This window comes from Streptomyces sp. NBC_00237 (genome assembly GCF_026342435.1).
Taxonomy (GTDB): Bacteria; Actinomycetota; Actinomycetes; order Streptomycetales; family Streptomycetaceae; genus Streptomyces.
On the sequence record NZ_JAPEMT010000001.1, the window covers coordinates 929,933 to 951,897 of the forward strand.

Below are 21,965 nucleotides of genomic sequence, written 5' to 3' on the forward strand. Positions count from 1 at the left end.
CGGACGTAAACCCCTATGTACGCACCGGAACGCCAGCAGGAGATCCTCCGTCTCGCCCGTGAGGGCGGACGCGTCGACGTGCTGTCCCTGGCCGACACCTTCCAGGTCACCGCCGAGACCGTACGCCGCGACCTCAAGGCCCTCGACCGGGCCGGGCTGCTGCGCCGCGTGCACGGCGGCGCGATCCCCGTCGGACGGCTCGACTTCGAGCCCGACCTCGCCGAGCGCGAAGCCACCGCAGCCGACGAGAAGGACCGCATCGCCCGGGCCGCCGCCGCCGAACTGCCCACCGAGGGCAGCGTCGTCCTGGACGCCGGCACGACGGCCGCCCGGCTCGCCGCGCTCTTCCCGCTGGAGTGCGACCTGACCGTCGTCACCCACTCCCTGCCGGTCGCGACCCGCCTCGCCGACCACCCGGGGATAGACCTCCACCTGGTCGGCGGCCGGGTCCGGCACCGTACGCGCGCCGCCGTGGACGCCTGGGCGCTGCGGGCGTACGGCGAGATCCGCGCCGACGTCGTCTTCGTCGGGGCCAACGGCTTCTCCGTACGGCACGGCCTGACCACCCCCGACCTCGCCGAAGCGGCAGTGAAGCGGGCGGTGATCGCGGCGGCCCGCCGGGTCGTGCTGCTCGCCGACTCCGCCAAGCACGGGCAGGAGCACTTCGCGCGGTTCGGGGACCTCGCGGACGTGGACCTGCTGATCACCGACTCCGGGCTCAGCCCCGAGGACGCAGCCGCCATCGAGGCGGCCGGAACCGAAGTACAGCGGGTCTGAACCATGTCTGAAACGGGTCTGAACCATGTCTGAAACGAGTGCGCGCCCGATGATCCTGACCGTCACCCCCAACCCCAGCCTGGACCGCACCTACGAAGTCCCCTCCCTGACGCGGGGTGAAGTGCTGCGGGCCACCTCCGACCGGATGGACCCCGGCGGCAAGGGCGTCAACGTCTCGCGCGCGGTCGCCGCCGCCGGACACGACACCCTCGCCGTGCTTCCCCTGGGCGGCGCCCCCGGCGCCCTCGTCGCGGAACTCCTGCGCGCGGAGGGCATCGCGGTCGCCCCTGTGCCGGTGGCGGGACAGACCCGTTCCAACATCTCCGTCGCCGAGCCCGACGGCGCCCTCACCAAGATCAACGCGGCGGGTCCCGAGCTGACCGCCGCGGAGTCCGAGGCGCTGCTCGCCACGGTGCGCGAGCACTCCGCCGCCGCCGGCTGGATCGCCTGCTGCGGCAGCCTCCCGCGCGGCCTCGCGCCCGAGTGGTACGCCGACCTGGTGGCACGCGCGCACCAGGCGGGGGCCAGGATCGCGCTCGACACCTCAGGGCCTTCGCTGCTCGCCGCACTGCGCGAGCGGCCGGACGTGGTCAAGCCGAACGCCGAAGAGCTCGCCGAAGCCGTCGAGCGACCGCTCACGACGGTCGGCGACGCGGTCGACGCGGCCCAGGCGCTGCGCGCGCTGGGCGCACGGTCGGTGCTCGCCAGCCTGGGCGCCGACGGGCAGCTCCTGGTGACGGAGTCCGGCACCTGGTTCGGCTCGGCCAAGGTCGATGTCGTACGGAGCAACGTCGGGGCGGGGGACGCCTCGCTCGCCGGGTTCCTGACGGCGGGGGGCGAGGGGCCCGAGGCCCTCGCTTCGGCGGTGGCGCACGGCGCGGCGGCGGTACGGCTGCCGGGCAGTGTGATGCCGACCCCGGCGGACCTGGACCCGGCTGCGGTGACCGTGACGGCGGACGTCCCGCTGGACCGCGTCCTGACGGAGCCCACGACATGACCGGCCCGCACCACGGCCACCACGGCCACCACGACTTCCCGCAGCCTGCCGCCCCCCTTCCCGCATCCGTGCAAAGGAGCCCGCGATGAGCCAGATGATCACCGCGGACCTGGTCGACCTCGACCTGGCCGCCGACACCAAACAAGAGGCGACCCGGTCGCTCGCGACCCGGATGGTGGGGCTCGGCAGGGTCACCGACCTCGACGGTTTCCTCGCCGACGTGGCGGCGCGCGAGGCGCAGATGCCGACCGGCCTGGAGGGCGGCATCGGTATCCCGCACTGCCGCAGCGCGCACGTCACCGAGCCGACGCTCGCCTTCGGGCGCAGCGCGTCGGGCATCGACTTCGGCGCGGCGGACGGCCCGGCGGACCTGATCTTCCTGATCGCCGCCCCGGCGGGCGCGGACGACGCCCACCTGACGATCCTCTCCAGCCTGGCGCGGCACCTGATGAACACCGAGTTCACGGACGCGCTGCGGGCGGTGGGTGACGCGGAGTCGGCGGCGGCACTGATCAGGGGCGACGAGGCTCCGGCCGCACAGGCTGCGCGAGCACCAGCGCAGGAGCCTGCGGAAGCAACAGCACAGTCACCGGCACAGGCACCAGCACAGGAGCCCGCGCAGGCGGCTCCGCAAGCACCGGCACAGGAGGCCCCGGCCCCCTTCCGTATCGTCGCCGTCACCTCCTGTCCCACCGGCATCGCGCACACCTACATGGCCGCCGAAGCCCTCGAACAGGCGGGCAACGGCGACGGTGTGCAGCTCACCGTCGAGCCCCAGGGCTCGTCCGGCTTCACCCGCCTCGACCCGGCCGTCATCGCCGCCGCCGACGCGGTGATCTTCGCCCACGACGTGCCCGTACGGGACCGCGAGCGCTTCGCCGGGAAGCCGACCGTCGACGTCGGCGTGAAGGCGGGCATCAACCGTCCCCTCGAACTCATCGCGGAGGCCCGGGAGAAGGCCGCCAGGGGAGACGTCTCCGCAGCACCTTCCAGGCGGAGCCCTGTAGAAGAGTCGGGGGACGCCGAGGAGAGCTACGGCGCGAAGCTCCGCACTTGGCTGATGAGCGGCGTGAGCTACATGGTGCCCTTCGTCGCGGCGGGCGGGCTGCTCATCGCCCTCGGCTTCGCGATAGGCGGGTACGGGATCAACAAGGCCCCGTCCGTCATCGAGCACTTCGCCTGGGCCGACCACACCAGCTGGGCCGCCCTGATGTTCCAGATCGGCGGACTCGCGTTCGGCTTCCTGGTGCCGGTGCTGGCGGGCTACATCGCGTACGGCATGGCCGACAGGCCGGGGCTCGTGCCCGGCTTCGTCGGCGGCTCGATCGCCGTGGCCATCAACGCGGGCTTCCTCGGCGGTCTCGTCGCCGGTCTGCTCGCGGGCGGCACGGTGATGGCGATCCAGCGGGTCAGGATCCCGGCGGCCCTGCGCGGGATCATGCCGGTGGTCGTCATCCCGTTGATCTCCTCGATCGTCGTCGGCTTCCTGATGTTCCTGGTGATCGGCGAGCCGATCGCGAAGCTCCAGACCGCCCTCACCGACTGGCTCTCCAGCCTCTCCGGCACCAACGCGATCATCCTGGGCGTCATCCTCGGCTTGATGATGTGCTTCGACCTCGGCGGCCCGCTCAACAAGGTCGCGTACGCCTTCGCGGTCGGCGGCCTCGCCAACCCGAACGACGGCAGCCTCAAGGTCATGGCCGCCGTGATGGCCGCGGGCATGGTGCCTCCGCTGGCGATGGCGCTCGCCACCACGGTGCGCGGCAGGCTCTTCACCACGACGGAGCGCGAGAACGGCAAGGCCGCCTGGGTGCTCGGGGCGTCCTTCATCACCGAGGGCGCGATCCCCTTCGCAGCCGCCGACCCGTTGCGCGTCATCCCCGCCTCCATGGCGGGCGGCGCGGTCACCGGAGCGCTGTCGATGGCCTTCGAGAACACCCTGCGTGCCCCGCACGGCGGTGTGTTCGTGGTGCCGCTGATCGGCAACCCGCTGCTGTACCTGGTGGCCATCGCCGCCGGTGTGGGCGTCACCACGGGACTCGTCATCCTCCTCAAGGGGATGCGCAAGCAGCCGGAGGCCGCGCCCGCGCGGAAGACCGAGGAGAAGGCGCCCGTCGCCGCCTGATTCCGTACCGCCCAGTAGTTGACCTTCGATCACCGCACCCGCCCGCGAAGCCCCATCGCTTCGCGGGCGGTGTTCTTGTCCGCGTACACCTCGCACATGTGGCGGCCGTCCGGGGTCGCCGTGTGCTCGACCTCCCAGAGGCTGAACTCGCTGCCGTCCATCAGCAGGAACGCGTGCTCGTACAGCGTGAAGCCCACGTCCCTTCCCTTGACGCGGCACTGCCGCCCGCACACCTGCGTGATCTCGTGCGCCAGGGCGTCCATGAGCAGCCTGGCCGTCTCCTCGCCCGGACGGTTCGCGTTCTCCGCGCGGCGCAGGACCCGGCGCGCGTGGTCGGCGGAGTCGTCGGGCACGAAGGAGCGCCGGGTCTCCGGGCCGGGCCGGGCGAGGAGGGTGGTGAGGGCGTCGGGCTCCTCCTCCGCGTACTCCGGGCACTCGGGGAACATCGGCAGCTCCTCGGGGTGCGAACCGCCGCGCTGCGCGAGCCGGTTCGCGGCGAGCCTGGCCTCGTCGACGTCCGTGTACAGCTCGTGCTGGACGTGACGGTCGCGCCCCGCGTTGTGCACCAGCTCCCACAGGGTGAGCGGCGACCCGTCGGCGAGCAGGAACGTGTGCCGGTGCAGGGAGCGGCGCAGGCCGGAACTGTGGTGGGATGAGCGCAGTGAGGAGTTGTGCGCCAGCGTCGACTGGAGCCGCTCGACCGTCTCGTCGGGCAGGTCGAAGGAGTTCAGGGCACGGCCCAGGAGCCGGCCGAGGTGCTCCTCGGTGGTTTCGAGGCCATCGTGCTCGTCGAGGCCGTCGCTCTCGTGCTCGTACGGATCGTTCAAGGCTTCTCCAGGCCGTCGCCGCGTGTAACGCTCTCGGAACTCAACGTAGCCGGTGGGTCTGACATCGCGCCCTGGAACGGCACTTATTTGCCAGTGAACGAAGGGCGATGTCCGAGAGGTTCCCGCAAACCGCCCCCGAAATACCCCAGTTACCCGGCTTGGCCCGCCCCGGGGTAGAGATCCTGGTATGCGGGGAACACCCCGCCGGGCCCTTCGACGCCCTCCGCCGCCCGCACCGCCTTCACGATCGCCCGCGTCACCGTGTCCGCACCCGCCGCGAGCACCTCGTTCAGGGCGATGGCCGTCAACTGTGCGGCGAATTCCGCGGGGTGCTCGCCCGTGAGCAGGGGCGACGCCCCCGTGGACAGGGCGAAGACGGTGTCGCCGTCCGTCAGCTGGTGCACCGGACGCAGGGCGCGCGCGAAGCCGTCGTGCGAGGTGCCCGCCAGCTTGTGCGCCTGCGCGCGGGTGAGCGTGGCGTCGGTGGCGACGACCGCGAGGGTGGTGTTCAGCGGGGGGTGCACGGAGGCGGCGTACCGTCGCGCGGATTCCTCGCGCGCCTCCTGGGTGCGACGTACCGCCTCCCGGTGCGCCTCCTCGCGCGGGTACGTGACAGGGCCCTGGAGGTACTCCCCGTACAGCACGCCCGTCAGCGGGTCGACGGGCGAGCCCGCGGCGTTCACCACCACCAGAGCCGCCACCGTCACCCCCGAGTCCAGCCGTACGCTCGCGGTGCCCACGCCACCCTTGAGGCCGCCCGCCACGGCACCCGTACCGGCGCCCACCGCACCCTGTGCGACCGGGGCACCAGGCGTGGTGCTCGCGGCGTCCTCCACGGCGGCGCGTCCCGTCGCCGCGTCCGGCCTGGATCGCCAGTCGCCGCCGCGCCCCAGGTCGAAGAGGCAGGCGGCGGGGACCACCGGCACCACCTGCGCGGGGTCGAGCCCTATCCGGTAGCCGCGCCGCTGTTCCTCCAGCCAGGCCACCACCCCGGACGCCGCGTCGAGCCCGTACGCGCTGCCGCCCGTGAGGACGATCGCGTCGGTGCGCTGCACCAGGTTGCGCGGGTCCAGGGCGTCCGTCTCGCGGGTGCCGGGACCTCCGCCCCGTACGTCCACGGCGGCGGTGAAACCGCCCTCCGGGGCGAGCACGACCGTGCTTCCCGACAGTGCGAGCGCGCCCTTCGCGCGCGCGTGGCCGACCCGCAGTCCTGCCACGTCGGTCAGAGCGTCGTTCGTTCCGGGCTTTCCGCCGAGGTCTCCCATGGACCCTGCGTATCACGCGACGTGCGGCGTGAGGAGGTCAGGTGAGCTGCGGGGTGCGCAGGCTCGCACTGTCCGGCCGGTTCGACAGCAGCACGCCGACCGTGACGGCGACCGCCATGACGATGCCCGCCGCGAGCACTCCCCAGATGCCGAGGAAGGTGCAGGCGAGCACCAGCACGACCGTGACCGGCATCAGCGCCTTCTCGGCCGCGTCCCGCTTGAAGTGCCGGGCCTGGAGGAGCCAGCAGGTGAACAGGAAGAGCGCGGTGGGCACCGTCACCGCGGCGGCGGCCGTGACGGAGGAGATGTGCGCCTCGCCGGTGTCCTGTTCGACGGCGACCTCGATTCCCGCTCCGATCGCCGCCGCCGAGGCGAGGATGAAGAAGTGCCCGTAACCCCATTGGAGGGCCCGTTTCATGGAGGTCAGCCGCTCGTGGGCGGGTGAGGAGAAGTAGATCCACCAGGCGGCGAACACGATGAGCAGGCCGCCACCGGCGATGGCGAGCAGCTCACCCAGCTCGTCGCGCTCGTCCAGGCCCTTCTGCACGGCGATCGTGGCGGCGGTGATCGACTCGCCCAGCACGATGATGGTGAACAGGCTGTAGCGCTCGGCGATGTGGTGCGGGTGCCAGGAGGTGCGGAAGCCCTTCTCGGCGAGCGGCGGCACGCTCAGCTCGGCCAGCACCAGTACCGCGAAGAGGTACGGACGGGCCCCGTCCGGCAGGAAGATCACGGCGACCCAGCCGACTTGGCAGATCGCGAGACCGAGCGCGTACTTCAGCGCCATGGACCGTTCGGCACCGGTGTTGTGCCGGGCGACCCGCAGCCACTGGAAGGTCATCGCCAGCCGCATCACGACGTACCCGATGATGCCGATGGTCCAGTCGCCGTTGTCGAAAGCACGCGGGATCCCGGCGGCGAACACCAGGATGCCCGCGATCTGCACCAGTACGGCGACCCGGTAGAACACGTCGTCGTTGTCGTAGGCCGAGGCGAACCAGGTGAAGTTCATCCACGCCCACCAGATGGCGAAGAAGACGAGGAAGTAGCCGAGCACACCGGAGGCGATATGGGCCTCCGCGTCGGCGTGCACCAGGCGCGCACCGGCCTGGGCGACGGCGACCACGAAACACAGGTCGAAGAACAGCTCCAGCGCTGTCGCGGCGCGGTGTCCCTCCTCGGGACTGCGCGACGTCATCCGGCGCAGCAGGCCGGTGGGTGCGGTCGGATGGCTCATACGTACCAAGAGACCAGAGGCGGCCGTCGTGCGCGCGCGGAAGCGGTCCGGCGGGGGGCGGCGGGAGCGGCCTGGGGCGGTCGGGGGAGTCGCTCGCGTACGTGCTCCGTACGCGCCGGACATTCTTTGTGAATGTATTCACAAGCGAACTTGGGACGTAAGTCCCGCCAAAAACCGCAGGTCAGAAGGCCATTACCGAAGCCCGCGCGATGGAAAAGGGGCCTTTCGGTCCTCGACTGAGGACCATTGCTTCCCGCGGGAGGCACCCGACAGGAGTGGAATGGAGGCACAGCGACGAAGCAGGAACGGAAGGTGCGGACGATGACCACAGCCCCCGTGGACACGACGGCGACCGAGACGCAGGCGCAGGACGCCTGGGACGGTTTCGAGGACGGACTGTGGCGCGACGCGGTGGACGTCCGCGACTTCGTCCAGCGGAACTACACCCCGTACGAGGGCGACGCCGCCTTCCTCACCGGAGCCACCGAGCGCACCACCGCCGTGTGGCAGAAGCTCCTGGGCATGTTCCCCGAGGAGAACGCGAAGGGCGTCTACGACGTCGACGTGTCGACCCCGTCGCGCATCGACGCCTTCGCCCCCGGCTTCATCGACGCCGACAAGGACCTCATCGTCGGTCTCCAGACCGACGGCGCCCTCAAGCGCGCGATCATGCCCAACGGCGGCTGGCGCATGGTGGAGACGGCCCTCAACGCGTACGGCTACGAGGCCGATCCCCAGGTCCGCGACGTCTACACGCACCTGCGCAAGACCCACAACGAGGGCGTCTTCGACGCCTACACCCCCGAGATCCGCGCCTGCCGCTCCTCCGGCATCATCACGGGCCTGCCCGACGCGTACGGCCGGGGCCGCATCATCGGCGACTACCGTCGCGTCGCCCTGTACGGCGTCGACCGCCTCATCGAGGCGAAGGAGGCCGACAAGGCGCGCCTGGGCGAGCAGTGGGCCACCGAGCACGTCATCCGCGACCGCGAGGAGATCTCCGAGCAGATCAAGGCGCTCAAGGAACTCGCGTCGATGGCCGCTTCGTACGGCTACGACATCTCCGGCCCGGCGACCACCGGCCGCGAGGCCGTCCAGTGGCTGTACTTCGCGTACCTCGCCGCCGTGAAGGAGCAGAACGGCGCGGCCATGTCGATCGGCCGCATCGACAACTTCCTCGACATCTACCTCCAGCGCGACATCGAGAAGGGCCTCATCACCGAGGAGCAGGCCCAGGAGTTCATCGACGACTTCGTCATCAAGCTCCGCATCGTCCGCTTCCTGCGCACCCCGGAGTACAACGAGCTCTACTCCGGCGACCCGACCTGGGTGACCTGGTCGATGGCGGGCATCGGCGAGGACGGCCGCCCGCTGGTCTCCCGCACCACCTTCCGCGCCCTCCGGACGCTCTACAACCTGGGTCCGGCCCCCGAGCCCAACCTGACCGTCTTCTGGTCGCAGCAGCTTCCCCAGGGCTTCAAGGAGTACGCCTCGCAGGTCGCCATCGACACCTCGGCGATCCAGTTCGAGTCCGACGAGCTGATGCGCCCGAAGTACGGCGACGACACCGCCATCGCGTGCTGCGTCTCGGCGATGGCCGTCGGCAAGCAGATGCAGTTCTTCGGCGCCCGCGTCAACGTCGCCAAGGCGCTGCTGTACGCCATCAACGGCGGCCGGGACGAGAAGTCCGGCAAGACCGTGGTGAAGGGCTTCGAGCCGGTCACCGGCGACCACCTCGACTACGAGGACGTCGCCCCGCGCTACGACGCGATGCTGGACTGGCTGGCGAAGACGTACGTCCACGCGCTCAACGTCATTCACTACATGCACGACAAGTACGCGTACGAGCGCATCGAGATGGCCCTGCACGACCAGGAGATCCTGCGCACCATGGCCTGCGGCATCGCCGGTCTCTCGGTCGCCGCCGACTCCCTCTCCGCCATCAAGCACGCCCGCGTGAAGGTGATCCGGGACGAGACGGGCCTCGCGGTCGACTACGAGATCGAGGGCGATTACCCGGCGTACGGCAACAACGACGACCGCGCGGACCAGATCGCCCGGCGCATCGTCGAGGACTTCATGAAGAAGATCCGCAAGCACCCGACGTACCGCGACGCCCTGCACACACAGTCTGTGCTCACGATCACTTCAAACGTGGTCTACGGCAAGAAGACCGGCAACACCCCCGACGGCCGCCGCGCGGGCACCCCGTTCGCCCCCGGCGCCAACCCGATGAACGGACGCGACGAGCACGGCTACATCGCCTCCGCCCTGTCGGTCGCGAAGCTGCCCTACGACGACGCCGAGGACGGCATCTCGCTGACGAACACCATCACGCCGGACGCGCTCGGCCGCACGGCCGAGGAGCGCGTGGCGAACCTGGCGGGCGTCCTCGACGGCTTCATGGCGAGCAACGGCTTCCACATGAACGTCAACGTGCTCGACAAGGCAATGCTCGAAGACGCCATGGAGCACCCGGAGAACTACCCGCAGCTGACCATCCGGGTCTCCGGCTACGCGGTCAACTTCGTGCGGCTGACCCGCGAGCAGCAGCTCGACGTCATCAACCGCACCTTCCACGGCTCGCTCTAGGGCCCCGCCCGCCAGCGCCCCGCCCGCATCCTCGCGGGCCCCCGGATCCGTACGGCGCCGGGACCGATCCCCCTGACCACACCCGGTCCCGGCGCCGTACGAAAACGTTTCTCCGCCCCTCCCAGGAGGTTCCTGCCATGACCGCCGTACTGCTCGGAACGGATATCCCCGTACGGGCCGCCGTCCCCGCCGCGCCCGAGGGCGCGACCCCGGCCGGTGCCGCCACCCAGCGGCCCATCAGCGGCTCGGTGCACTCCTGGGACCTGTCCACCGGCGTCGACGGCCCCGGCACCCGCTTCGTCACGTTCCTCTCCGGCTGCCCGCTGACCTGCCTGTACTGCCACAACCCCGACACCATGAAGATGCGCAACGGGAAGCGGTACGCGGCGGACGACATCGTCGCGGAGGCGGCCAAGTACACGACGTTCATCCGGGCGTCCGGCGGCGGTGCCACGATCAGCGGCGGCGAACCCCTCCTCCAGCCGGTCTTCGCGGGCGAGCTCTTCCACCGCTTCAAGCACGAACTCGGCCTGCACACCGCCCTGGACACCTCCGGCTACCTGGGCGCGCGCGCCACCGACGCGATGCTGCGCGACGTCGATCTCGTCCTCCTGGACATCAAGTCCTGGGACCCGGCCACGTACACGAAGGTCACCGGCCGCGAACTGGCCCCCACTCTCGACTTCGCCCGCCGCCTGGCCGCCCTCGACAAGCAGGTGCACGTACGTTTCGTCCTCGTGCCGGGCCTGACGGGCGACCCGGCCAACGTCGAGGGCGTCGCCGCCTTCGCCGCCTCCCTGGGCGTGGTCTCGCGGGTCGACGTCCTTCCCTTCCACAAGCTGGGCGAGGCCAAGTGGGAGGCCCTCGGCAAGACCTTCACCCTGCACGACACCCCGTCCCCCGGTCCGGCCGAAGTGGCGGCGGCCCGCGAGATCTTCCAGGGGCACGGCCTGTACGCCGTTTGAGTGCGCCAAGGGGTGAAAAATACCCTTTCGCCCTAATTTGATGGAGTGACCGAGCCCTCACCACTGACACCGGACCCGACACCGCCCCCCAGCCCCGGGGGCGTCCCCCCTGCGGCCCCCGGCGGAGCCGCACCGCTCGGTTCCCCCCGTCCCACCCTCTCGGTGACCCGACGCGCCACCCTCGTCGCCACAGCGGTGTCAGCGCTCCTCGTCCTCGCCATCTACTTCGGCAGCAGAATGCTGAGGGACTTCGACTCCGCCCTCCTCCCCTACGCCGTCGCCACGATCTTCCTCGCCTTCGGCGTCGCCTACCGCTACACCGTCTGGGTCTCCGCCCCCGGCGCCCGCCGCCTCTTCACCAAGGGCTGGGGCAGCCTCTTCTCCGCCGAGAACTTCCGCAAGGCCCCCACCGCGCTCCCCAGGATGATCGCGACCTACCTCGGCTTCCAGAAGTTCCTCGGCGCCCGCAGCCACGCCCGCTGGGCCGCTCACCAGCTCATCTTCTGGGGCTGCATCCTCGCCGCCGCGATCACCTTCCCCCTCACCTGGGGCTGGTTCACCTTCACGTCCTCGACCGGCTCGGGCCCCGGCTACGAGATGCGCGTCTGGGGCTTCAAGGTCCTCGGCTACGACTCCGCCAGCCTCATCGGCTGGCTGATGTTCCACGGCCTCGACGTCGCCGCCGTACTGGTCATCCCCGGAGCCTCGTACTTCCTGTGGCGGCGGATGAAGGACCGAGGCGCGATGACAGGACAGCGCTTCGCCTACGACCTGGTCCCGCTCATCGCGCTCATCGTCATCTCGGTCACCGGCCTGCTCCTGACCTTCTCCTCGATCTTCCTGCACGGCGGCGGCTACGAGTTCCTGGCGCTCCTGCACATGGTCTCGGTGGTCTTCACCCTCATCTACGTCCCCTTCGGGAAGTTCTTCCACATCGTGCAGCGGCCCGCGGCCGTCGGTATGCAGCTCTTCAAGTACACGGCGAGGCAGCAGGACGAGGTCTTCCACTGCCGCCGCTGCGACACCCCGATCGACACCGCGCCGTACGTCGAGAACCTCGAAGCCACCATGCGCGACCTGAAGCTCGACTTCGCCGAATGGGCCGAGTACTGCCCCCGCTGCAAGCGCGAGCTGCGCGGCAACGCCTACCTCTCGCACGTCAAGAAGGGCTTCAAGTGACCGCGCAAGACGTCCCGTTGGGGCCGACCGTCCGGAGCGCGAAGCCCGCCCCGCCGGGCGGACGCATCCCGCTCGACCCCGCCATCTCCCCGCCCGGCACCCGGGGCTTCCGCGACGCGGGCGGCATCCCCGCCGACCAGTGGCACGCCGACCAGAACGGCGAGACCCTCGTCCCCACCCACTGCTGCTTCTGCGGCGTGCAGTGCGGCATGTATCTGCGCGTCGACAAGGGCGGCAAGGTCTTCGGCGTCGAGCCGCGCAACCACGACATCAACCGGATGCGGCTGTGCCCCAAGGGCATCAACGCCTACCAGCAGGTCAACCACCCCGACCGCCTGACCGCCCCCCTGATGCGCCGCTCCCGCGACGAGGAGTTCGAGGAGGTCTCCTGGGAGGAGGCCCTCGACTTCACCGTCTCCGAGATCCGGCGCATCCAACAGGCGTACGGCAACGACGCGTTCGGCCTGCTCGGCGGCGCGAGCCTCTTCTCCGAGAAGACGTATCTGGTCGGCAAGTTCGCCCGGGTCGCCCTCAGGACGAAGCACGTCGACTACAACGGCCGCCTGTGCATGGTCTCCGCCGCCGGGGCCAACAAGCTCGCCTTCGGCATCGACCGCGCGGGCAACCCCTTCTCCGACATCCTCCTCACCGACTGCCTGCTCATCGCGGGCTCCAACGTCGGCGAGTGCTTCCCGGTGATGACCCAGTACCTGTGGGGTGCGCGCGACCGGGGTGCGGTGCTGATCGTGGTCGACCCGCGCGAGACGGCCGTCGCCCGCACCGCCGACATCCACGTCGCCCTCAAACCCGGCACTGACTCCGCGTTCTTCAACGCCGTCCTGCACGTCGTCGTGCGCGAAGAGCTGGTCGACGAGGCGTATCTCGCGGCGTACGCCACCGGCTGGGACGAGGTGAAGGCCAAGGCCGCCGAGTACCCGCCCGAGCGCTCCGCCGGGATCTGCGGGGTCCCCGCCGCCCAGATCGAACAGGTCGCCCGGGTCTTCGCGGGCGCGGGCAAGGCGATGGCCTGGCACGCGCGCGGCATCGAGCACCACTCGCAGGGTGTCGAGAACTGCCTCTCCGTCATCAACCTCTGCGTCGCCACCGGCAACATCGGCAAGCCAGGGGCCGGTTACGGCACGATCACCGGCCAGGGCAACGGACAGGGCGGGCGCGAGCACGGCCAGAAGTCCGACATGCTGCCCGGCGGCCGCTCCATCATGAACGCCGAGCACCGCCGCCAGATCTGCGAGATCTGGGGCATCGAGGAGTCCGAACTCCCGGCGGCGGGAACCTCGATGATGGAGATGGTCTGGCAGATGCGGCGCGGCGAGATCCGCGGCCTGATCGGCATCTGCAACAACCCCTTCGTCTCCCTGCCCAACTACCGGGTGACGAAGGAGGGTTACGACGCGACGGAGTTCCACGCCCAGTTCGACTTCTTCCTCTCCGAGACGGCCGCCAACGCGCACGTCGTCTTCCCCGTCACCACCTGGGCCGAGGACGAGGGCGTGATGGCCAACGCCGAGGCCCGCGTCGTCAAGCACAACAAGGCCCAGGAACCCCCGGCGGGCGTCCGCACCGACACCTGGGTGATGTGCCAGCTCGCCCAACGCCTCGGCGTGGGCGACAAGTTCGCCTTCGCCGGCTCCCGCGAGGTCTTCGACGAACTCCGCGTCGCCTCCTCCGGCACCGTCAACGACTACTACGGCATCACCTACGAGCGCCTGGAGGAGACCGGCGGCATCGCCTGGCCCTGCCCGGACACCGAGCACCCCGGCACCCCCCGCCTCTTCGAGGACGGGAGGACCTGGCACCCCGACGGCAAGATCCACCTCCAGGCCGTCGAGTGGCACCAGCCGATGGACCCGTACGACGACGAGTTCCCGATGTCCCTCACCACGGGCCGTACCGTCGCGCACTTCCTCTCCGGCAACCAGACCCGCCGCGTGGGCGCGCTCGTCGAGCAGACTCCGCGCCCCTGGGTGGAGGTGCACCCCTCGCACGGCTTCCAGAACGGCGATCCGGTACGGGTCGTCACCCGCCGGGGCAGTGCCGTCTTCCCGGCCCTGGTCACCGAGGCGATCCGCCCCGACACCTTCTTCGTCCCGTACCACTGGCCCGCCCCGACGGCCGCGAACATCCTCACCATCGACGCCCTCGACCCCCGCTCCAAGATCCCGGAGTACAAGGTCTGCGCCTGCCGCATCGAGCGCGCCGAGTCGATCGACGAGGTCCCGGCCCCACCCGTCGCCCCCGGCCACGTGGCGTACCCGGAGACGCAGGTCTCCCGCACCGACACCCTGCCGCCCACCGCCCCACAGGGCAGGGCGACCGCAGAAGAGAGGCGCTGACCAGCCATGATGGGTAAAACGATCTTCATCGACCCGGGTCGCTGCATCGGCTGCCAGGCATGTGTCTCGGCCTGCCGCGAATGCGACTCGCACCGGGGCAAGTCGATGATCCACCTCGACTACACCGAGCCCGGTCAATCCGTCGCCTCCCTTCCCACCGTCTGCATGCACTGCGAGGACCCGGTCGCACCCTGCGCCGAGGTCTGTCCCGCCGAGGCGATCCTGATCACCGCCGACGGGGTGGTGCAGCAGGCCGACACCACCCGCTGCATCGGCTGCGGGAACTGCGTGAACGCCTGCCCCTTCGGCGTCCCCAAGATCGATCTGGAAGCCAAGCTCCAGATGAAGTGCAACCTCTGTTACGACCGCACCGCCTACGGGCTCGCGCCCATGTGCGCCACGGTCTGCCCGACCGGGGCCCTCTTCTACGGAACGCTCGAAGAGCTCCAGGCCGAGCGACCCGGCGTCCAGGTCGCCGACTCCTTCGCGTTCGGCGACGTGATGGTCTCCACCGGGGTCGCCATGGTCGTCCCCGCCGACAAGGTCCAGTGGCCGGTGCCCGGCGGGCTCCCGGTCGTCGAGGTGAACGGAGTCGACGTCCGATGAGCACAGTCCAGCCACCGTCCCCCGGGGACACCCGGGTCCCCGAGGACGCCGACGCCGCACAGGCCGCACTCCACGACCGGATCAGCGCCGACTCCCTCACCTCCCGCCGCGACTATCTCCGGATCGTCGCCACCGTCTCCGGCGGCCTCGCCGTCGGCGGCCTGGCGGTCGCCGGGGGAGTACTGCACCGGCACGGCGACCCCGAGGGCGACGGCGCCCCGGAGCCGAAGAGGATCGCCGAGGGCCTGCCGCCCGGCGAGTCGATCGCCTTCCGCTACCCCGGCGACGAGGACCGGGCCGTCGCCGTCCGCCTCGACGACGGCTCCCTCGTCGGCTACTCCGCCGTCTGTACGCACCTGGCCTGCGCGGTCCTGTGGCGCAAGGAACGCGGCTCCGAGGGCGAGCTGTACTGCCCCTGCCACGAGGGCGTCTTCGACGCCCGCACCGGCGAGGTCACCGCAGGGCCGCCGCCCCGCGGCCTGCCCAAGGTGGTGGTCGTCGAGGAGGTCGACGGCAGCATCTGGGCGATCGGCACCACCCGCTCCGGCGAGAGCGTCGAGGACGGCCTGTGCCGCCAGATCATCGACGAACGCCCCGAGTTCGCGGCCCGGATCGGCTGCCCGGGTGCGGCCCCGCGCCGCAACCCGCAGGCCGAACCCCGCCAGCCGAGCAGGCAGACATGAGCGAACCGACCCCGACCCCGCCCCCGAACGCGGCCCCCGCCCCGGGCGTCCCGCCGCGCCCCGTCTACCACCCCGGCAGCGCCGACCCCCGGCTGAACCGCCCGGTTCACGAGCGCTACCCCCAGATCCGCGCGACCAGCGGTTACGGCGACCCCCGTATTCGCCACACCGGCCCCGGCCCCGGCGCGGGAACCGAGCAGGAGCCCGAACGCGCCGCCACGTTCAACGCCCGCCTCACGCTCGCCATGACGGTCGTCATCGGCCAGCTCTGGGCGCTGTTCATCACCGTCAACGAGTGGATGAAGGGCGACACCACCACCGCCTGGTGGGGTGCGGGCTTCCTCTGCCTCTCCTTCGTGGTCGTCCTCCTCCTCTGGCTCATCGACCCCAAGGACCGGTGACTCCCATGGCCACACCCACCGGCGTCCCCGCCCCGGGCGGCGACACCTACAAGCCGGGCACCACGATCACCGACTGGCGGCCCGAGGACGCGTCCTTCTGGCAGTCCACCGGACGCAAGGTCGCCAACCGCAACCTGTGGATCTCGGTCCCCGCCCTGATGCTGGGCTTCGTCGTCTGGCAGGTCTGGTCGGTGACCGTCGTCAAGCTCGGCGACGTCGGCTTCGGCTTCTCCAAGGCGCAGCTGTTCTGGCTGACCGCCATCCCCGGCATCACCGGCGGCACCTTCCGGATCCTCTACACCTTCATCGGGCCGATCTTCGGAGAGCGGAAGTTCACCGCGTTCTCCACGATCATCCTGATCGCCCCGCTGCTCTGGCTCGGCTTCGCTCTCCAGGACACCTCCACCCCGTACTGGGAGATGGCCCTGATCGCCGCCGTCTGCGGACTCGGCGGCGCGAACTTCGCCTCCTCCATGGCGAACATCGGCTTCTTCTTCCCCAAGCGGGAGAAGGGCAACGCCAACGGCATGAACGGCGGCCTCGGAAACCTCGGCGTCTCCGTCGTCCAGCTGATCGCCCCGCTCGTCGTCACCGCCGCCGTCCTGGGCCCCCCGGCCGGTGCGGCGCTGACCAGCAAGAAGACCGGTGACGACGTCTGGCTCCAGAACGGCGCGTTCCTCTGGGTTCCGCTGCTGGTGATCATGGCGCTGCTGGCCTGGTTCCTGATGAACGACCTCAAGGTCGCCGCCGCCCCGTTCAGCGAGCAGAAGGTCATCTTCAAGCGGAAGCACAACTGGCTGATGACCTGGCTGTACGTCGGAACCTTCGGCTCCTTCATCGGCTTCGCCGCCGCCCTGCCGAACCTGATCAACACCACGTTCACACCGATCAACTCGGCCTACTCGGCGACCACGTACGCCTGGATCGGCCCGTTCATCGGGGCCCTCGCCCGCTGGGGCGGCGGCTGGCTCTCCGACAAGATGGGCGGTGCCCGCGTCACCATGCTGTCGTTCGTCGGCATGGGCGTGGCGCTGATCGTCGTGATCAACGCCCTGCCCGGCGGCGGCGACAACGGCAACTTCTGGGTCTTCTACGCGGGCTTCCTCGTCGCGTTCTTCTTCTGTGGCCTGGGCAACGGCTCGACCTTCCGGCAGATCCCGGTGATCTTCCGCAACCAGCACCTGATGGAGGTGGCGGGCAAGGGCGAGGCGGCGCAGGCGAAGGCGCTCAAGCAGTCGGAGATGGAGTCGGGCGCGGTCACCGGCTTCAGCTCGGCCATCGCGGCCTACGGCTTCTTCTTCATCCCGGCGATGTTCGCGAACTTCCCCGTCGTGAACTCGCTCTGGGTCTTCGTGGGCTTCTACGTGACCTGCCTGGTGGTCTGCTGGTGGTTCTACGCCCGCAAGAACGCCGAAGCCCCCAGCTGACCGGCCTTGAGCTGACCGGCCTCCACTCGACCGGCCACCACCTGACCGGCCACCACCTGACCGGCCACCACCTGACCGGCCGCCACCTGACCGGCCTCCACCCGACCGGGGCCCCCGCCCCGTACCGTCGCCGTACTCTGGAGGAATGAGCACCTCCGACCCCGCCCCCGAGCAGGCCCCGCGTCCCCGGCCCAAGCTGGTCTTCGACGACCCGCTGGACCAGCAGTCCTCGGACGACACCGATCGGGGCTGGGGAGAGCGGCCCGCCGGGGGCGGTGGCGCGGCGGACCTCGCCCGCTTCCTGGACGAGAAGCCGCCCCACCACCTCTGAGCCGACCGCAGCAGCCGCCTCGCGGCGGCCTCGGTCCGCCGCGCTACGGGGTGCTGTGCCCCGACCCGCGCTGCGCCACGAGCGCGTCCCGGATCTCCTTGAGGACCTCGATCTCGGTGATCTCCATGACCTCGGAGGTCGCCTCCTTCGCCTTCTCGTGGGCCGCCCTCCTGGCGAGGTACTTCGCCATCGGCAGCACCATCAGGAAGTACACGACCGCGGCGGTGATCAGGAAGCTCAGAACCGCGCTGAGCACCGAGCCCCACATGATCTGGATGCCGTCCACCGAGCCGTCCGCCAGCTTGGCGCAGGTCCCCTTCAGGCAGGAGCTGTAGCTCTCCAGGTCCTTCGTGCCGAAGGCGCCGACGATCGGGTTGATCACGCCCTTCACGACCGAGTTCACGATGTTGGTGAACGCGGCGCCGATGACGACGGCGACCGCCAGATCGATCACGTTGCCGCGCATCAGGAAGGCTTTGAAGCCTTCCAGCAGGCTGGTCTTCTCGTCGTTGCTCACCAGGGAGCCTCTTTTCGCATGTGCAGGGGGCAGTGCAAACTTCTCCGCAACTCTCGGCAGCACCGGTCGCCGCTGTCCAATCCGGCAACTCGTATCGGTGACCCCACTGCTCGTCAGCGCGAATAGGCGATCTCGCCGTCAACACAGCGTCACCGCCAGCCGGGACGTCGCTCCCGCGCCCGCCAACTGCGCGGCGGTCGCGCGGGGAACGGACAGCACCACCAGTGCCCCGCCGTCCGCCGAAGTCTCCCCCGATTTCGGCACGTCAGTCACTCGGACTCCGGCCGCCACCACCTCGGCGCGCGAACTCCGGCCGCCACTGGGTGAGTTGGCGGAGGCGATCACATCGACCCGGTCCCCGCGCCTCAGCAGCCGTACGGTCTCCGCGTCCGCGATCCGTACCGGCGCTGACACCATCTCCGCGCGCGGGACCGCCCGCCGGTGCTTCGGGCCCGCGTCCTGCGCCGCCTCCGTGTGCGCGTCGGCGCGCTCCGTGGGGCGCGGCGTCGCGACGGCCAACGCGGCGGCGGACACCGCGAGTCCGACGACCACCGCCCGTCGCCTGCGCCGCACCGCCCGCCGCAGCCAGTGCCTGCAGCCGCCCCCTCGCACCCGCAACGGAGCGAAATCGGGCACGCCGCACGGCTCGGGCGCGGACGGCGCGGGGAGGGGCAGCGGGGGAGGAGAAGCAAGCGACAACACGGAGAATCACCACCGGATCACGAGGAGTGTGCGCTCTGGACGCCCCTCACGATCCACGTTCCGCGCCGATCCCGCTGAGCCCTGTGGACAGCCCTCACGTTGTGGAAAACTCGCTCACCCCTTCGGGTTCGCCCGGGGTCAGGGCAGTGCGATCCCCGTCTCGATCCCGTCCAGCGCATGCGCGCACAGGCAGTCGCGCGACGCGTTCTCCGGCAGCCCCGCCACCGCGTCGAACAGCACCCCGCGCAGCCGGTCCACGTTCGCCCCGAACACCTTCAGGACCTCCTCGTGGCTCACGCCCTCGCCCGTCTCCGCACCCGCGTCCAGGTCCGTGACCAGCGTCATCGACGTGTAGCAGAGCCCCAGTTCACGCGCGAGCACGGCCTCCGGGTGCCCGGTCATGCCGACCACCGACCAGCCCATCGACGCGTGCCACACCGATTCCGCGCGGGTCGAGAAGCGCGGGCCCTCGACCACCACCAGCGTCCCGCCGTCGACCGGCTCCCAGTCCCGCCCGCGCGCCGCCGCGAGCGCGGCTTCGCGGCCCACCGGGCAGTACGGGTCGGCGAACGACATGTGCACGACCTCGGGCAGCGTCCCGCCGACGGGCGTCTCGCCGTCGTAGTACGTCTGAGCCCTGGCCTTCGTACGGTCCACCAGCTGGTCCGGCACCAGCAGCGTGCCCGGACCGAACTCGGCCCGCAGCCCGCCCACCGCGCACGGCCCGAGCACCTGGCGCGCACCCACCGAACGCAGCGCCCACAGGTTGGCCCGGTAGTTGATGCGGTGCGGCGGAAGGTGGTGACCGCGCCCGTGACGGGGCAGGAACGCCACCCTGCGGCCCGCGATCTCACCGAGGAAGAGGGAGTCGCTGGGGCTGCCGTACGGGGTGTCCACCTGTACCTCGGTCACGTCCTCCAGGAAGGAGTAGAAGCCCGAGCCGCCGATGACACCGATCTCTGCCTGCGCTGCGTTCACCATGGCCGCCAGCCTAGTTCCCGGCCCGGGAACACCGAGGCCCGGGAACACCGAGGCCCGGGAACACCGAAGTCCCCGCTGTCGCAAGCGACGGCGGGGACTTCGGGAAAGCGGTGAAGGCAGGTGCCTCAGGCGGCCGAGGACGACCCCGAGGAGGAGCTCGAAGAGCTCGAAGAGGACGACGACGAAGCCGCCGACGACGAGGACGCCGACGACGAAGCCGCGGGCTTCGCGTCCGAGCCACCGCTCGACGACGAGGACGACGTAGACGCAGCGGTCTTCGAGGCAGAGGACGACGCCGTCGTGCTGCTCGACGAGGAGCCGCGGCTGTCGTTCCGGTAGAAACCGGAGCCCTTGAAGACGATGCCGACCGCGGAGAAGACCTTCTTCAGGCGTCCCTTGCAGGCCGGGCACTCGGTCAGTGCGTCATCGGTGAACTTCTGCACTGCTTCGAGGCCCTCGCCGCATGCGGTGCACTGGTACTGGTAGGTCGGCACTTGCTCCTCCTGGCACTCTCACTCGTTGAGTGCTAACGACGGTCCATAGTGACGTATTCCGCTGGATCAGTCCACCGTGACCGGTACGCGGTGACCCACACCACGTGCGGCCACCCGTCCCGACGACTGCGGCAACAGGCGCGAGCGCAGCACCACGAGCACCGCCAGGGCGAGCACCATGCCGCCCAGCGGCACCAGGAATCCAGCGCTGGAGCCATGCGCGTCCGTCAGCCGTCCGGCCACCGTCACGGCCATGGCCTGCCCGAACGCCACCGCACCGGTCAGCCAGGTGAACGCCTCGGTGCGCGCGGTGGCGGGCACCAGCGTCTCGACCATGGTGTAGCCGGTGATCAGTGCGGGCGCGATGCACAGGCCGACCAGCAGCCCCAGGCCCGCGAGCAGCGGCACGGAGTGCACCGCCCACAGCCCGGAGGCGACCAGCGTCAGGCCGACGTACCCGGCCATCAGACGGCGGCGCGGCCCGATCTTCCAGGCGATGGTGCCGCAGACGATGCCCGCCAGCATGTTGCCGCCCGCGAAGATGCCGTACAGCAGCCCGTTGATGCCCGGGTTGCCCGCCTCCTGCGCGAACGCGGTGAGCGAGACCTGCATGCCGCCGAAGACGGAACCGATGCCCAGGAAGGCCACCGCGAGCACCCGTACGCCGGGAATGGCGAGCGCGGAGACGTGCTTGACCTTGGCCCCACCGGCACGACGGCTCGGCACCGGCTGGGTGCCGCGCTGGGCCGCGAAGAACAGGCCACCGGCCAGGGTGAGCGTCGCCTCGGCGATCAGGCCCGCAGCGGGGTGCACACCCGTGCACAGCGCGGTCGCCAGCACCGGGCCGACCACGAACGTGAACTCGTCCGTGACCGACTCGAAGGCGGCGGCCGTCGACATCAGCGGCGAGCCCTCCAGCTTGGCCGCCCAGCGCGCCCGCACCATGGGCCCCACCTGGGGCACCGAGGCACCGGCGGGGACGGCGGCGACGAACAGCGCCCACAGGGGCGCGTCGGCGAGTGCGAGCGCCGTCAGGGCGCTCACGGACGCCGCGTGCACCAGTACGCCGGGGATGAGCACCGCGCGTTGCCCGAAGCGGTCCGCGAGCTTGCCGCTCTGCGGCGCGAACAGTGCCATCGAGACACCGGTGACGGCGGCGACGATGCCCGCGCTGCCGTACGAGCCCGTGGTGTGCTGCACCAGCAGCACGATGCCGATGGTCAGCATCGCGAAGGGCTGCCGGGCCAGGAACCCGGGGATCAGATAGCTCCACACCCCGGGGGTGCGCAGCAGCTGCCCGTACCCGGGGCGCTTGGACGTGTCGGTCTTCGGGGCGTCGGTCGTGACCGTGTTCGTCACGGCCCTTGCCTTTCTGCCGCCTGGTAGCGCATTCCCCTTTGCGCGTACGTCGTACGCGGGCACGCGGAGCGTGCGGAAGCCGCCGAGAGCTGTCCTCTTGCGCAGGACCGGCGGTAGATACCAGGCGCCCCCCGTGGTGGGGGCAG

At 70.5% G+C, this 21,965-nt stretch carries 20 protein-coding genes; 12 read left to right on the top strand and 8 right to left on the bottom strand.

All coding sequences use genetic code 11. The features are described 5' to 3' along the window. Positions 1 to 15: 15 nt before the first annotated feature. From OG897_RS04085 to OG897_RS04095, 3 genes are all read left to right on the top strand, one after another. Positions 16 to 777, top strand: coding sequence for a DeoR/GlpR family DNA-binding transcription regulator (locus OG897_RS04085; RefSeq protein ID WP_266652964.1), 762 nt, complete (start codon positions 16 to 18; stop codon positions 775 to 777). Between the two features lie 49 nt (positions 778 to 826). Then, positions 827 to 1,774 (top strand): 1-phosphofructokinase, encoded by a 948-nt coding sequence (pfkB, locus tag OG897_RS04090; RefSeq protein ID WP_266656558.1) that lies wholly within the window; start codon positions 827 to 829, stop codon positions 1,772 to 1,774. An 85-nt stretch (positions 1,775 to 1,859) separates the two neighbouring features. Further along, positions 1,860 to 3,899 carry a fructose-specific PTS transporter subunit EIIC gene (locus OG897_RS04095; RefSeq protein WP_266652965.1) on the top strand — a complete coding sequence of 680 codons (2,040 nt, stop codon included), beginning with the start codon at positions 1,860 to 1,862 and terminating at the stop codon, positions 3,897 to 3,899. Positions 3,900 to 3,928: 29 nt separating this feature from the next. On the opposite strand, the gene OG897_RS04100 is transcribed toward OG897_RS04095, so the two are convergent. The 3 genes from OG897_RS04100 to OG897_RS04110 all read right to left on the bottom strand — a co-directional run bounded on the left by OG897_RS04100 (position 3,929) and on the right by OG897_RS04110 (position 7,228). Next, on the bottom strand, positions 3,929 to 4,726 hold the full coding sequence (locus OG897_RS04100; protein ID WP_266652966.1) for a DUF6227 family protein: 798 nt from the start codon (positions 4,724 to 4,726) through the stop codon (positions 3,929 to 3,931). Positions 4,727 to 4,875: 149 nt separating this feature from the next. Beyond that, complete coding sequence (locus OG897_RS04105; protein ID WP_266652967.1) at positions 4,876 to 5,991, bottom strand: P1 family peptidase; 1,116 nt, start codon at positions 5,989 to 5,991, stop codon at positions 4,876 to 4,878. A gap of 37 nt (positions 5,992 to 6,028) precedes the next feature. After that, complete coding sequence (locus OG897_RS04110; protein WP_266652968.1) at positions 6,029 to 7,228, bottom strand: low temperature requirement protein A; 1,200 nt, start codon at positions 7,226 to 7,228, stop codon at positions 6,029 to 6,031. 321 nt (positions 7,229 to 7,549) lie between these two features. Between OG897_RS04110 and pflB the strand changes: the two genes are divergently transcribed. From pflB to OG897_RS04155, 9 genes are all read left to right on the top strand, one after another. Further along, positions 7,550 to 9,820, top strand: a complete 2,271-nt coding sequence (pflB, locus tag OG897_RS04115) for a formate C-acetyltransferase (RefSeq protein WP_266652969.1) — start codon at positions 7,550 to 7,552, stop codon at positions 9,818 to 9,820. Positions 9,821 to 9,957: 137 nt separating this feature from the next. Then, positions 9,958 to 10,785, top strand: a complete 828-nt coding sequence (pflA, locus tag OG897_RS04120; RefSeq protein ID WP_266652970.1) for a pyruvate formate-lyase-activating protein — start codon at positions 9,958 to 9,960, stop codon at positions 10,783 to 10,785. A gap of 45 nt (positions 10,786 to 10,830) precedes the next feature. Continuing rightward, positions 10,831 to 11,964 (top strand): MFS transporter, encoded by a 1,134-nt coding sequence (locus OG897_RS04125; RefSeq protein WP_266652971.1) that lies wholly within the window; start codon positions 10,831 to 10,833, stop codon positions 11,962 to 11,964. Between the two features lie 65 nt (positions 11,965 to 12,029). Beyond that, positions 12,030 to 14,318 (top strand): molybdopterin oxidoreductase family protein, encoded by a 2,289-nt coding sequence (locus OG897_RS04130; RefSeq protein ID WP_266656560.1) that lies wholly within the window; start codon positions 12,030 to 12,032, stop codon positions 14,316 to 14,318. Positions 14,319 to 14,324: 6 nt separating this feature from the next. Continuing rightward, positions 14,325 to 14,924 carry a 4Fe-4S dicluster domain-containing protein gene (locus OG897_RS04135; RefSeq protein ID WP_266652972.1) on the top strand — a complete coding sequence of 200 codons (600 nt, stop codon included), beginning with the start codon at positions 14,325 to 14,327 and terminating at the stop codon, positions 14,922 to 14,924. After that, entirely contained in the window at positions 14,921 to 15,607 is a 687-nt protein-coding gene (locus OG897_RS04140; RefSeq protein WP_266652973.1) for a ubiquinol-cytochrome c reductase iron-sulfur subunit, read from the top strand. The genes OG897_RS04135 and OG897_RS04140 overlap by 4 nt, the downstream gene beginning before the upstream one ends. Next, the gene (locus OG897_RS04145) at positions 15,604 to 16,008 is read left to right on the top strand and encodes a hypothetical protein (protein WP_266652974.1); all 405 of its coding nucleotides are present in this window, start codon (positions 15,604 to 15,606) and stop codon (positions 16,006 to 16,008) included. The genes OG897_RS04140 and OG897_RS04145 overlap by 4 nt, the downstream gene beginning before the upstream one ends. Positions 16,009 to 16,013: 5 nt before the next feature. Next, positions 16,014 to 17,435, top strand: a complete 1,422-nt coding sequence (locus OG897_RS04150; RefSeq protein WP_266652975.1) for an MFS transporter — start codon at positions 16,014 to 16,016, stop codon at positions 17,433 to 17,435. A 145-nt stretch (positions 17,436 to 17,580) separates the two neighbouring features. Continuing rightward, positions 17,581 to 17,766, top strand: coding sequence for a hypothetical protein (locus OG897_RS04155; protein ID WP_266652976.1), 186 nt, complete (start codon positions 17,581 to 17,583; stop codon positions 17,764 to 17,766). Positions 17,767 to 17,809: 43 nt separating this feature from the next. Here OG897_RS04155 and mscL read toward each other — a convergent pair whose 3' ends face one another. The 5 genes from mscL to OG897_RS04180 all read right to left on the bottom strand — a co-directional run bounded on the left by mscL (position 17,810) and on the right by OG897_RS04180 (position 21,819). Then, positions 17,810 to 18,283: a large conductance mechanosensitive channel protein MscL gene (gene mscL, locus OG897_RS04160; RefSeq protein WP_266652977.1), complete on the bottom strand. Its 474-nt coding sequence runs from the start codon at positions 18,281 to 18,283 to the stop codon at positions 17,810 to 17,812. A gap of 138 nt (positions 18,284 to 18,421) precedes the next feature. Then, on the bottom strand, positions 18,422 to 18,919 hold the full coding sequence (locus tag OG897_RS04165; RefSeq protein ID WP_323187982.1) for an RcpC/CpaB family pilus assembly protein: 498 nt from the start codon (positions 18,917 to 18,919) through the stop codon (positions 18,422 to 18,424). 204 nt (positions 18,920 to 19,123) lie between these two features. Beyond that, a complete protein-coding gene (locus OG897_RS04170) occupies positions 19,124 to 19,966 on the bottom strand; it encodes an S-methyl-5'-thioadenosine phosphorylase (RefSeq protein WP_266652979.1) in 843 nt (280 codons plus the stop codon). Positions 19,967 to 20,091: 125 nt separating this feature from the next. After that, positions 20,092 to 20,460 carry an FmdB family zinc ribbon protein gene (locus OG897_RS04175; RefSeq protein ID WP_266652980.1) on the bottom strand — a complete coding sequence of 123 codons (369 nt, stop codon included), beginning with the start codon at positions 20,458 to 20,460 and terminating at the stop codon, positions 20,092 to 20,094. A gap of 66 nt (positions 20,461 to 20,526) precedes the next feature. Beyond that, entirely contained in the window at positions 20,527 to 21,819 is a 1,293-nt protein-coding gene (locus OG897_RS04180; RefSeq protein ID WP_266652981.1) for an MFS transporter, read from the bottom strand. Positions 21,820 to 21,965: the final 146 nt, after the last annotated feature.